At 37.4% G+C, this 13554-nt stretch carries 11 protein-coding genes; 5 read left to right on the forward strand and 6 right to left on the reverse strand.

The window, feature by feature from the left end:
* Positions 1–97: 97 nt before the first annotated feature.
* Positions 98–1204, reverse strand: a complete 1107-nt coding sequence (locus tag GHD00_RS14320; protein ID WP_163538842.1) for an MGDG synthase family glycosyltransferase — start codon at positions 1202–1204, stop codon at positions 98–100.
* Positions 1205–1352: 148 nt separating this feature from the next.
* Here GHD00_RS14320 and GHD00_RS14325 point away from each other — a divergent pair, with 148 nt between their 5' ends.
* Together GHD00_RS14325 and GHD00_RS14330 are read left to right on the forward strand one after the other, a co-directional pair.
* Entirely contained in the window at positions 1353–1913 is a 561-nt protein-coding gene (locus tag GHD00_RS14325; protein ID WP_163538843.1) for a YkoP family protein, read from the forward strand.
* Positions 1914–1995: 82 nt separating this feature from the next.
* Positions 1996–2859: a metallophosphoesterase gene (locus GHD00_RS14330; RefSeq protein ID WP_163538844.1), complete on the forward strand. Its 864-nt coding sequence runs from the start codon at positions 1996–1998 to the stop codon at positions 2857–2859.
* Between the two features lie 35 nt (positions 2860–2894).
* Here GHD00_RS14330 and GHD00_RS14335 read toward each other — a convergent pair whose 3' ends face one another.
* The 3 genes from GHD00_RS14335 to GHD00_RS14345 all read right to left on the reverse strand — a co-directional run bounded on the left by GHD00_RS14335 (position 2895) and on the right by GHD00_RS14345 (position 6201).
* On the reverse strand, positions 2895–3740 hold the full coding sequence (locus GHD00_RS14335; protein WP_163538845.1) for an alpha/beta hydrolase: 846 nt from the start codon (positions 3738–3740) through the stop codon (positions 2895–2897).
* A gap of 86 nt (positions 3741–3826) precedes the next feature.
* On the reverse strand, positions 3827–4495 hold the full coding sequence (locus GHD00_RS14340; RefSeq protein ID WP_163538846.1) for a DUF421 domain-containing protein: 669 nt from the start codon (positions 4493–4495) through the stop codon (positions 3827–3829).
* Between the two features lie 296 nt (positions 4496–4791).
* Positions 4792–6201: a Na+/H+ antiporter NhaC family protein gene (locus GHD00_RS14345; protein WP_163538847.1), complete on the reverse strand. Its 1410-nt coding sequence runs from the start codon at positions 6199–6201 to the stop codon at positions 4792–4794.
* Between the two features lie 146 nt (positions 6202–6347).
* Between GHD00_RS14345 and GHD00_RS14350 the strand changes: the two genes are divergently transcribed.
* From GHD00_RS14350 to GHD00_RS14360, 3 genes are all read left to right on the forward strand, one after another.
* Entirely contained in the window at positions 6348–7235 is an 888-nt protein-coding gene (locus GHD00_RS14350) for an RluA family pseudouridine synthase (protein WP_163538848.1), read from the forward strand.
* A 320-nt stretch (positions 7236–7555) separates the two neighbouring features.
* On the forward strand, positions 7556–8569 hold the full coding sequence (locus GHD00_RS14355; protein ID WP_163538849.1) for a dienelactone hydrolase family protein: 1014 nt from the start codon (positions 7556–7558) through the stop codon (positions 8567–8569).
* A 163-nt stretch (positions 8570–8732) separates the two neighbouring features.
* Positions 8733–10052, forward strand: a complete 1320-nt coding sequence (locus GHD00_RS14360; protein WP_276208283.1) for a Glu/Leu/Phe/Val family dehydrogenase — start codon at positions 8733–8735, stop codon at positions 10050–10052.
* 110 nt (positions 10053–10162) lie between these two features.
* On the opposite strand, the gene GHD00_RS14365 is transcribed toward GHD00_RS14360, so the two are convergent.
* Positions 10163–11602, reverse strand: a complete 1440-nt coding sequence (locus GHD00_RS14365; protein WP_163538850.1) for an aldehyde dehydrogenase family protein — start codon at positions 11600–11602, stop codon at positions 10163–10165.
* A gap of 15 nt (positions 11603–11617) precedes the next feature.
* Positions 11618–13249, reverse strand: coding sequence for an acetolactate synthase large subunit (locus GHD00_RS14370; RefSeq protein WP_163538851.1), 1632 nt, complete (start codon positions 13247–13249; stop codon positions 11618–11620).
* Between the last annotated feature and the right edge of the window lie 305 nt (positions 13250–13554).

The raw sequence follows: 13554 nt of genomic DNA on the forward strand, positions 1-13554 counted from the left end.
CTACCGCGGAAAGCGAAGTATATTTCTGAAGCGGTATTTCACACTGCAACTTATTCTATTGCGCAGTTTTGTTCAACTGTGTCATAGAACTGTTTATTTATGATGAAGCGGATAATATTTGCTTAACAAGATATGGAATATCCCTGGACTCTATATCCTGATGAAAACCAGCAGCTCGCTTTGCTATATCGTGTTTGTGCTTTTTAAGTTGTTTGAGAATAATTTCTTCAAGATTCCCCGTTGATTCTTGCCAATCAAGGGGAATGACAAGCGCTTCACGATCTAAATAATGTAAATTGTATTCTTCTTGGCCAGGCAATGCTTCATATACGAAAATAGGTAGTCTTTTCCACAAACATTCTGTAATAGTCACCCCTCCAGGCTTCGTAACGATAGCATCACACTGATCATACAATTCATTCATTTTCTCTTTTGCATCAATATAGGGTACTGCTTGAATCAATGGATGATGAACTCGCTGGATCCGATCATACAACTGCTTATTTTTACCGCAAAGAACATAATAATGGATAGCCCCATCTAAATTTAATCGACGAAGAAATTTTTCAATCGATCCTGCACCTAAATTTCCCCCACTAATTAAAACTTTATATGACTGTTTTTTCTTTAAGGAAGGTGTTGCCTCTGTAAAAACGGGATGAACAGGAATACCAGTAACCAAAATTTTATTTGCGTTAATACCTTCATGAATGAGCTTTTTTTTGACATGTACACTTGGTACAAAATGATAATCAATATGCTTTATCCCCCATAGGTCATTGATAAAGTAATCGGTATACACATTGACAACTAATCCGGACCACAGTTGTTTTGCTTTTAATTGATTTAATAAGTAGGATGGAAGAGCATGTGTACAAAAAACGATGCTTGGTTCTTTTTGGTTCAATATACGCAATACTTTGTTTAGAAACAACTTCTCATATAAGAAATACGATTTATTGTGTGTTCCTTGAACAGCAGAAGTTTTATACAGCCAGCTGTAAATATGAGGGGTTTTATGTATGGCATATAAATACAAGTTGGATATTATACTCTCAAAACTCCCATAGCAGTGCGACAGAATTTCAACTTTCTCGCAGTCAAAGTGTTGTGCATCCTGTTTCAACTGCTGCTGGATACAGTCTGCTGCATGATGGTGACCGGAAGGAATTTGTAATAAAGGCATGAACAAAACGCGAGTCATTTTTTGTACCTCTTTTCTGCAAATTTTGATCTTATCTTAGCTTGTAAAGGAGCGTTGAATTCATGCAAGAACTCGAAAATTTTCTCTCATAGTATGTAGAAAGTAATGCACAATAAAAGTGTTACTAAAAAAGGTGAGGAGTAAAGTCATGAGAAATCAAGTCAGAGATTGTATTCTTCATGCTTGGAATTTTTGGGATCCTATTTACTATTCATGTACACGATTAAAATACGTGGAAAATCCTTTAGGGGAAAAGACGATCATGCGTGTCCGGTTAACCAAATATAAAGGGGAGAGAATCATCTTACAAGACGGCACCGTGATACAGAAAAACGATATATTATTAAAAATCCACTTGCATAATGTCCGGTTATTAAAAAAATTTGAAGAAAGCGATAGTGATGTAAAAAAAGCATACATTATTTACTACCATGTGAGGGAATCATTACCTGAGTTGGTAAGGTTCCTTCAATCAGAAGGATATGTGGATCAAGTGAAAGGGATCATTGGAATTACCATGTTGCATAAAGGATGCAAGAAATTAGGATTTGAAGTGTTCCCGCTTCGCAACAAGTATTATCAGTGGTTCAAGACATTGGCGTTAATTCCGATTTACTTTTTATCAGCAAAAACGTGCAAGAAAAACCCTCCATTGCCGATGTATTTAATGATGTCAAAGGATCGTCTTATGCAAAAATACCAAGTGTAAAAAATAATTTACCCAAAATTTACAACTAAAAAAGTTATCTAATCTCCTTTATACTATATAATAGAGTGAGGAGGGAGATTAGATGACTTATATTATTTTGGCTATTGCTATTATGTTTATTTCTTATTTCTTTATTAAGGGTTACAAAAATACTAAATTAGTAAATATAGAGCATAAAAAAATAGAGAACTCAAATCTTAATGTTCCTTTATCTTGGTTTCGAGTGTTGCAGTTATCAGATCTGCATTTAGAAAATATTTCGATAACACCTAATCAATTATATCAAGAGTTAAAAGATCAACAAATTGATCTAATTGCGATAACAGGTGATTTATTAGATCGTAAAAAAACTATTCCAAAACTAGCATCATATTTAGAAGCTCTTCAAAAGCTGAATCCTGTTCACGGCATTTATGTAGTTTTTGGCAATCATGATTATGTTTTACGTGAGGATGATTTGGATCAATTAAAAGCACTTCTGCATGAGTATGGATGCAAGTTATTAATAAATGAGCATGAAACGATTGAAGTTAATGGCGGGTATATGAACATTATTGGCATTGATGATTATAGTACCAATCACAGTAATATAGAGAAATCTTATGATGGTGTAGATAAAGGATATCGCCTAGTATTAACACATGATCCGAATATCGTGTTAAGTATGTCAGATTATCCGTTTGATTATTTATTGTCTGGCCACTTTCATGGCGGACAAATTCACTGGCCAAAGCCTTTTCATCTTTTAAAAATGGGAAAGCTCGTTCGGATGAATGTGGTACAGGGATTGCATTATCAGGATGGCAAGCCATTTTATATTAGTGAAGGATTAGGACAAACAGGTGTCAATATTAGAATCGGAAGTCGACCAGAAATTACTTTTCATGACATTCAATTAGAAGTGGAAGAAAAAGAAGTTAAAAAAGATACAACAAAAGCCGGGTGATATCGCCTCGGCTTTTTGTACATACGAAGTTTTAATCATAATCGTTTAATTACCCATGCAATAAATCGCTCTAATGCTAAGTCCATATGATGTGCATTCCAAGGTCGATGGAATCCTTCGGCAAACGAAATGTATTTTTTATCAGTAATAGATATAGCATTGATAAAACGTTGTACAGCATTAGGGTGCACAATCGGATCTCTTTGATCATAAAAACATAATACTGGACACTGAAACTGTGGTGCTTCAGATATAGCATGCATCCCATTTTGAAGCAATTCGGTTAACCATCTCGGTGTGTACTCAGAAGTAATAAAGGGATCGTTTTTTAAATCTATTTCTTTCGGCAAATATGGTTTCAATTTTCTAATCTTTCTCGCTACATTTTTCCACTTCATTGGGCGAATGGCCAATTGTGGGGAAATTTTCGATACAAATGCTATCATTTTTTTCGCTACATATGGGATTTGATAACGAAGTCCCACAGCTGGTGATGATAAGATAACCCCCTTCACCTCTTGTGGATGCATTTGTCCATAGCGGATAGCAATTAAACCGCCCAAACTATGACCAAATAAAAATAAGGGGACTTTGCCATATTTAGAAAAAAGAAGTTGAACTAATTTGTTTATATCATTCAAATAATCAGTAAACTGATTAACATGTCCTCTAGCACCTTCCGACTGACCAAACCCTCTTAAATCCGGTGAAACTAATGCTATTTGTTGCTCCATGCACAATTGTCCAATGTGTGAGTAGCTTCCAGAGTGTTCTCCTGCGCCATGAATTAATAAAACAAAAGCTTTTGGATTGTCTGGTAGCCAACAACGATAAAAAATTTTAACTTCATCATCACTTAAAAAATGGCTATTCGTATACATGGCGAACCTCCAAAAAGTTATTTAATTCTAAAATAACCGTTTTTACTTTATTTAATCCGAAAAGCTTAAAGTGCAAAAAGGATCATTTAACTTTGTTCGGAATGAATATCTAAAAAATAATCTTTATCACGAACGGTTGCCAGCAGAATGTTATTAATTTTGGTTCTCCCCATGGAATGAAGTTTTGATTTTAACCATTGTTCATCTTTATTAATGGATTTCAAATTATTATGCTGTATTTTTCCTTCGATAATAACCGCAATGGAGATCCCTTTATCTTCTAACGGTAAGTTGAGATGGTCTGGTGTCACCATTGCTTTATTACTTTTCGGAATAATACTAATCTTGCCATTAGGTTCTAGCAAGACATGATTGACATCTCTTATATCACTGTATCCTGCAGTACGTATGGTGGAGAGTAATTCCGTTACCGTAAAACGGCTATGCTGCAAATGATTTTTTAGAATCTTACCATCTCGAATTAAAAAAGTGGGATTTCCAATGATGTATTTACTCAACTTATTCCACAAACTTAACCTCGCAATTGATATATATAATACAATAATGACAATACCACCAGTAATACCCTCTATTAAACTGTTGATTTCAATCGAACCGAAGAGAATATAGGCTAAGAAAAAAATAGCACCGAAATCATGTGGTGTAAGCTGAGCTAAAGCTGATTTCCCCAATAGCCGAATCGCAATCACATATATCAGAAATAAAAGACTAATCTTCCCTATGAATAACAGCATCCGTGACACCTCGTATGTAACAAATATTCTTATATTTATTTTGTGTTAGTGGGCAAGAATCATACTTATTTATTTGTAATAAGAGTTTTACATGTTGGAGGAAGATAAGTACAGAATAAATCATCTAAAATTTAGAAGTATTAAGCTTTGTCTTTATTATATGTAAACGACGCTTGTTTTGTGCAGATGGGGCAGTTAAAGCCTAATAAATAAAATTCCACATAAAAAAGCATGCTCAGTATTTATGAGCATGCTTTTTTTGGATAAGTAATATCCCCGGAACGTTAGAAATTGGATCATAAAACAAATGTCATAATCCCATACAATACTGTTGAAATCCCAACTGCAATGAGGGCTGGGAGCAGCTTATATCGAGCATATTGCATGGCATTCAAATCCAATATTTCTGCGATAGTATTATTATTGTCACTAAGTGGAGAGGAAAATGATCCAAATGAACCACTTGCAAAAACAGCGCCAATGACCAGTGGCAGTGATGCGTCAGCGGCTTGCGCAAGTGAAATACCAAGAGGCATCAGAATCCCCCAGGTCCCCCAAGAGGAACCAATAAAATAAGACACAAATGCACCAATGATAAACATAACCGGCGGAATAAACATTGTTGGTATCCAATCGACATTATTTGTAACAAAAGTAGAAAAACCTAGTGCTTCTGTTGTCGATGACAGAGCCCATACCACCGATAATAGGAGGATAACTGACATTAAGTTATTCCCTGCTTGAATAAATTCGTGAATCATCTTTTTTAAAGAATTTCCTTGAAGCAATTGCATTACAAATGTAAACAGTATTGTAATAAATAAGGCAACGACCATCGCTTGTAAGACGTCAGCTTCAATAAAAGCTTCGAAGAAATCATATCCTTTGGAATAACCATCCCACCATGTTAAAAACAGTGTTAAACAAATAACCAGTAAGACTGGAACAATTAAGTTCCACGGTTTTGACGGAAGATCTTTAGAAATAGCTGGGTTTTCCTTTTCCTCTTTTACCTTATTTGGATCCCCATCTTCATCTTCTTGATCATATCGATTACTTTTGGAATGGCGAAATAATACAAACAGCGTCCCAATAATAATCATTGAAATGGCAAAAAAATTAAAAGGAATACTTTGTACAAATAAAGAATAGGGATCTGCTTCAATTCCTTGATTTTGCAGCCCCATTTCAATAACAGATACCATATAACCGACAAAAGCTGTTGCAATAGGTATGAGTACAATGACAGGTTGTGTACTAGTCTCGATCATAAAGGCAAGTTCTTTTCTTGTCATATTAATTTTCTGTAATAGTGCCTTCATGATTGGAACAACCGTCACAATTCGAAAGCTAGGGGCACTAAATGTTCCGAGTGTGGAGATCCAGGTTAAAAGTAAGGCTTCTTTTTTCGTATTAATTTTTTTTGCAGTAAGATCGACAAACCCTCTAATCCCGCCAGTGATCTTAATAATTCCGACTAATCCAGAGAACAGATATAAGAAAATTATAATCTTTAAATTATTGATGTCAGTTAAACTATCGACAATATATTGAATTGCTTGTTGAATCCCACCGAGTATGGATGGTTCAACTAAATAAGCTCCGGTAATTAATCCGAGTGTTAATCCAGGAAAAACTTGTTTCGTCATTATCGCTGTAATAATCACAACGGCGAAGGGAATAATCGATATCCAGCTACCTTCCATTTGTTTAATCTCCTTTGCACAATACTTTGCTTTTAGCTTGCATTAAATGAGAAAAAGTATTCTTTTTGAATAGAGTGAATGCTTTTTCACACATAATGTTTTCAAAAGAGTTATAATGAAATAAATAGATCGGAGGCAAAAATACAATGAATAAACAGAGACAGAATCCAAACATGGAACAATATAAAGTGGAGAAGTCTGAAGAACTACTTTCATTCTTATTAGATACCATGTCCAATCGAAGCCGAAATTCCGTTAAATCAATTCTTACTCGTGGTCAAGTATTTGTGAATAATAAGGAAGTAACCAAACATAATTTTAGACTTGAACCAGGTTATACGGTTACAATTCAAAAAAATAAAGCGGCCAAAGCGGCTACCTTTGAAAAGATGAAAATACTGTATGAAGATGATTCGATTATAGTGATTGAAAAGGATTCCGGCCTATTATCGGTAGCTACTGAAAAAGAGAAGTCACTGACTGCTTATAAGCAACTAATGTCCTATGTCCGTAAGATAAATGCGAAGAATCGGGTTTTTGTAGTACATCGACTTGATCGGGATACGTCAGGAGTCATGCTGTTTGCTAAGAGCGAGAAGGTAAAGCAAACATTACAAAGTGGATGGAAGGATATGGTGAAAGAACGTTCCTATGTAGCGCTTGTCGAAGGTACGGTAAAGAAGCATGAAGGTACAATCACTTCTTGGCTAAAGGAAAATGAAACCTTTAAAATGTATTCTAGTCAGAAGCCGAATGACGGAAAAAAAGCAATTACTCATTACAAGGTAATCAAAGCGAACAACAATCTCTCTTTACTATCTGTTTATTTAGAAACAGGCCGAAAGAATCAAATTCGTGTGCATATGGCAGATTTGGGTCACCCAGTCGTTGGCGATAAAAAATATGGTTCGAAATTCAATCCAATTGGCAGACTTGGCTTACATGCTATCGTATTAGCCTTTAATCATCCGGTAACAGGTGAATTCTTGCGATTTAAGTCAGATATCCCATCGGTGTTTTTGAAAAAAAGGTAAATTAGATCCGAAGCGTTCAAGTATTAGCTATAGTATATCAGAAAAACTGGCATTCACTTCAGACGAGGGAGCTAAATGCAAATGTAACAACTATATCCATCTCAAAATGATAGTAAATTCACATGGAATAAATCAAGTGGATCCATAAGTATCGGGATTCTTCATACTCATGCTGCAAGGCTTTATCAAAACCTTGAATATTCCATTTCTATAAAAAATTTGGTGTGAAATGATTTTCGATAATCAAAAATTCCTTTATAATAATGATATATAATTTAAAACGTTTTCAAAAATGTGAGGAATCTAAAGGAGTTGTCTGGATGAATCAATTGGATAAATTGTTTGACCACTTTTATGACCGAGCAGTGGAAGACTCAGTAACAACGGTTGGGCCAGTGGAAAGAAAATTATCGCTAAAAAGCACTTTGTTAGAATTATTAGGTGATTTTTCTGATTTAGATGCAGCGAAGATAGATAAGGACATTAGAGTGATAGAAGAAAAAGAATTTGATGACTATACTCGAGAATTAATTATTGTTCCGGTTACAGACCATATTGAAATTAATATGTATGTTCTTACCCCTAAGGCTGATCGAAGTACATATCCTTCTGTACTTGCATTGCATGGTCATGGTTATGGAGTAAAAGAGATAGTGGGATTGACAGCTGAAGGCGAAGAAGATCAGGGAGATCCTGGCATTCATCAACATTTTGCCATCCCATTAGTAAAGCAAGGCCTAAAAGTATTCGCACCAGAAGTGATAGGGTTTGGAGAACGAATGTTGACTCGTGACAAAAAAGAAGGGAAACAAAATTCATGTGAAGCAATGGCTACGAATTTATTGTTAGAGGGGAAGACATTAGCCGGTTTAAGAATTTGGGAAGCTAGAGAAATTCTAAACTATATGGAGACATGTCAGGATGTCGATGCAGATCATATTGGGATTATGGGGTTTTCAGGCGGCGGATTAGTAGCAGCATATACCGCAGCTCTGGATTTGCGGATTCAAGCTACTGTTTTAACTGGTTTTACTAATACTTTTAAAGGAAGCATCATGGCCATGCGTCATTGTATCGATAATTATATCCCGGGCATTTTAAACCATGCAGAACTTCCTGAATGGATAGCACTTATATCTCCAAGAGCACTGTTTGTAGAGTCTGGTGAAGCAGATCCGATTTTTCCTAACCAATATGCTCAGGAAGCGATTGGTGAGATAAAGGAGTATTATGAAAACCGTCCAGAAAAATTCAGTCATGATATTTTCCCGGGTTCTCATGAGATTAGTGGGAGAAAAGCCTATGATTGGTTAATAGAGCAATTAATTAAGTGATGATAGGATAACTTCTATAGACATTTTCTTCTAAGTGTTACTTGTTTTGTTTAAAACATCGATCCTGCTCGTTTTTTTACCTCGCCATAATTTTAAGTATAAAATGTGGACTTTATTGGTAATTTAATAAAATAAGACACATTTCGATCAAGGGGGATGAGCAGTGAAAAAGCACAATTGTGATAAAGCGGAAGCCGATATCACTACACAAGGACATAATCCTTACGAAATAGTAAAAAAACTTATTAAAGAATCCGTCTATTCACTTGAATTGCATGAGAACATATACTACATGCTGGAAAAACCGATGAGAATGTTAGAAGTTTCAATTCCTGTTCGTATGGACGATGGGAACCTGCGAAATTTCACCGGTTACCGTTCCCAACATATTGATATTTTAGGTCCTACTAAGGGTGGGATTCGTTTTCATCCTAAGGTAAATGTAGATGAGGTCAAAGCATTGTCCATCTGGATGTCTCTAAAAGCCGCTATTATTGATCTACCCTTTGGAGGTGGCAAGGGTGGTGTTATCGTAGATCCAGAACAGCTTTCAGAGCGTGAACTTGAGACTCTTAGTCGCACATTTGTCCGTAAGTTAACCCCTATCATCGGGCCTCAAAAGGATATTCCAGCCCCCGATGTGAACACAGATCCGGAAATTATGGGGTGGATGATTGATGAGTTTGATCAGTTACGCGGGTATAATATTCCTGGTATGTTGACAGGGAAGCCCATTATCATTGGGGGCTCGCTTGGCAGGTTAGAAGCAACTGGACGCGGAGTCGTCTTTACAATACGCGAAGCCGCTAAAAAACTCGGGCTGGATTTAACCCAAGCAACCGCAGCCATCCAAGGATTCGGCAATGTCGGCAGTATGACGGCTAAGTTTTTGTATGAATTAGGAGTTAAGGTAGTTTCTGTGACAGATGCAAGGGGCGGGATTCATAATGAAGAAGGATTAGATATTCCCGACCTTTTAGAGTTTGTAGGAGATAAGGAAAATTACGCTTCTGATTACTCTAAGGCTAATAGCATAACCAATGAAGAAATGTTTGGGTTACCTGTGGATATTCTTGTCCCGGCTGCGATAGAAAATCAAATTACAAAGGAAACTGCACCAACCATTCAAGCAAAAATTTTAGCAGAAGCCGCTAATGGACCCACCACGCCGGAAGGAGATAAAATTCTGGAGGAAAAGAATATATTTGTCATCCCGGATATTCTTTGCAATGCAGGAGGAGTCACCGTTTCTTATTTTGAATGGGTACAAAACACCATGAACTATTATTGGAAAGAGGAAGAAATCAATCAAAAGCTTGAAGAGAAGATGTTATTTGGCTTTGACAAGGTTTTGGAAATGCGCGAAGAGAAGAAATGCCACATGAGAGATGCCGCTTATATGGTCGGGATTAATCATCTTGTCAAAGCCATGCATGCCCGCGGGTGGATTAAAGATTCAGACTTAAATCAAAATCCGGAATAAGAGGATACAGAAATATCGATATCACAAAAAAGAGGAATTTCCCAGAGATGCTGGAAATTCCTCTTTTATTACATCCTATATGTTTTTGATCTCAGCATAAGCCAAAATCCTCATCTAGGTTTGTTTAAGTTTAATCCGATAAACTTCAGGTCCGTCATATCCTCTACTGCATACTTAACTCCTTCTTTGCCAATTCCGCTTTGCTTCACACCTCCATAAGGATGATTATCCTGGCGATAGGTAGATATTTCGTTAATCCACACCCCGCCCATTTCCAGTTGATTTGCAACCCTGAACGCACGGGTAAGGTCATTTGTAAACACACCTGCCTGCAAACCATAGATGGAGTCATTGGATAGCTTTATGACTTCTTCTTCTGTTTCAAAAGGAATGACAGAAACAATCGGAGCAAACACTTCTTCCGCTATTACTTTCATATCGTTCTTTACGTTTGTCATAATGGTTGGTGTAAGCATCGTTCCCTGTTGTTTCCCGCCTGTTTGAATTTTTGCTCCTTTAGCTGCTGCATCATCAATCCATTGTTTTGCTCGTTCAGCAGCTTCTTCGTTGATCATCGGTCCAAATTCCGTCTGTTCATCCATTGGATCACCAATAACCAATGCTTCTGTCGCTTTTACGTACTCCTCAAGGAAAGAGTCATACAAGGACTGATGAACATAAATGCGCTGTGCAGAAATACAGACCTGCCCAGAAAAAGCAAACCCACCTTTAACTAAATCAGCAACCACATCTCCAACTTTCACATCGTCAAATAGAATATTAGGTGAATTGGATCCTAATTCTAATGTGATCTTCTTAAAGCCAGCATTTTCACGGATTTTTCTCCCGACAGGCAAGCTTCCAGTAAAAGTGACTTTCTGAACCTTCTCATGCTGTACTAGAGTGTCCCCTAACTCTTCTCCAAGCCCAAGTACTAAATTCAGTGCCCCAGGCGGAAGTCCTGCTTCATGAAGCAGCTTTACAAGCATATAAGCAGATACCGGTGTTTTTTCTGCTGGCTTAAAGACAATCGTGTTACCAGCCGCAATAGCCGGAGCTATTTTGTGCAGCGAGAGATTTAACGGAAAATTAAACGGAGTAATCGCAGCAACTACCCCAAGCGGGACTTTCTTGGTTAAGCCCAGCCGATTCTCACCGCCAATCGCTGCATCCATTGGAATGACTTCACTGTTAATATGTTTCGCTTCTTCTGATGCAAAGCGCAAAACCTGAATCGCCCGGTCTACTTCACCAAGGCTGTATTTTAAAGGTTTCCCGGCTTCTTTGGTGATGGTTTCCGCAAATGATTGTTTCCTATCTTCCATTAAATTCGCCGTATTGCGGAGAATATCTGAACGTTGATAGGCTGGCATTTTTTTCATCGTATCATGAAAGACAGAAAAGCAATTGTCGATCGCTTCATTTAAGTCTTCAATGGATGCTAATGATATTTCTGCTACTTTTTCCTGATTATAAGGGTTGTTTACAGCTAAGGTTTCCCGCTGTTTCCCCTTGAATTCTTTTCCGTTGATAATGGAAGCTATTTTCATGAATTAATCACCTCTTTAGCAGCGGATTCCGCGTAATTTTTCAGTTAACTTCATATTTTCTCTATAGTCAACCGCACAATCGATTAACACCGGTTTCTTAAGACTGATAGCTTTGTCTAGAGCTGGTCGTAATTCTTCTGTTTTTTCAATTTTTATTGCTTCAAACCCAAAGGATTTCGCGTGTTGAACAAAGTCTGGGTTTCCAAAACGAATATGTGAGGGCCGTTCAAATTTTTTCATCTGATGCCATTCAATCAAACCGTAACCATCATCTCGCCATAATAGAACAATGATAGGGAGATTTAATCTTACAGCTGTTTCCATCTCTGCCCCTGTCATAAGAAAGGAACCATCTCCGCAGACTGCGACGATATTTCTTTCTGGAAATACCATTTTGGCCGCAATGGCGGAAGGTACTGCAACTCCCATGGAAGCAAGTCCATTTGATATGAGACAGGTGTTTGGCTGAGCTGTATGGTACATCCGCGCCATCCACATCTTATGGGCACCTACATCTGAGATCGCAATATCTTCGTCATTCAAGACATCACGCAGGTCAGAAATAATTTTTTGCGGTTTAACAGGAAATTCATTGTCCTGCTTGTAACTTTCTAATTCGTCGAGTGCCTTTTCTCTAATGGAACGCACCCAGTCAAGGCTCCGTTTTTTATCAGCCAATACGTTCATTAGCTGAGTAATATTCTGTTTTATATCCCCAATGACATTCAATGCAACAGGATAATGGGAATCAATTTCCGCTTCTTCTGTGTCTATATGAAGAATAGGAGTGGAACGTTCAGGGTTCCAGTTTTCCGGCGGGGTCTCGGCCATATCAAAACCAATGGTTATAATTAAGTCTGCTTGTTCAAATCCGCACGTAATGTAGTCTTTTCCACTAAGACCAGCCGTCAGCAAGCTTGCTTCATCCTTCCAAGAGAGTGCTCCTTTACCCATAAACGAATGGACCACTGGAATGTTTGTTTTTTCCACAAACGTTCGTAATTCTTCTGATGCTTGACCTCTAGTAATGCCATTTCCAGCTAAGATTAATGGATAGCTTGAACCCTCTATGAGAGAAGCTGCTTTTTTAATAATTGCCTCTTCCGCGTGCGGCAAAGCACGTCCTGTAATTTCAAGCAGAGGTTCATCCACTTCCATTCCTGCCACGTCCTCAGGCAAATCGATATGGGTAGCGCCAGGCTTTTCCTGATTAGCTAGCTGATACGCTTTTCTTACTACCTCTGGTACAATCTCTGGTGTTTTTATTTGGGCATTCCACTTCGTTATAGGTTCATAGATATTGACAAGATCGTAATATTGATGGGAAATTTTATGCTGACGGTTTAAACCAGCCTGTCCTGTAATCGCAATCAGTGGACATTGGTCCATGTTGGCATTAGCCACCCCTGTTAATAAGTTCGTAGCACCAGGTCCTAAAGTAGCCAGACAGACACCTGGCTTTCCAGTCAGTCTTCCATAGGTTCCTGCCATAAAGGCGGCGCTAGTCTCATGTCGGGTGACGATGAACTCAATTTTTGAATCAAGTAATGCATCCATCAAGTCAATATTCTCTTCACCAGGAACACCGAAAATGTACTCTACTCCTTCATTTTCCAGGCATTTAATTAATAACTGAGCAACTTTCATCTAATCCCCCCTATACTTTTGAACTTTATTTTGTGTAATAACCATCATTCTTATTAATAAAAATGAAAAAAATCTCTCCTCAGAAGCCGAAGAGAGATTAAAATATTAATGATGATTTCCTATATTATGTTCCGAGGCTTTATTTTCTTCGCGATCACTTTTTAGACCAAGATTATTTTTTTATCGTATGTCTTTTGAAGATCTTTGTTGCAAATTTTGTTCAGTATTGCCCATGTAGCACTATAATTATAATGGGATTAGAAACTAGTAGATTTTTTTCAAAAATTGACAACAGGCGATTTCGA

The organism is Gracilibacillus sp. YIM 98692 (genome assembly GCF_010993965.1).
GTDB lineage: Bacteria > Bacillota > Bacilli > Bacillales > Amphibacillaceae > Gracilibacillus.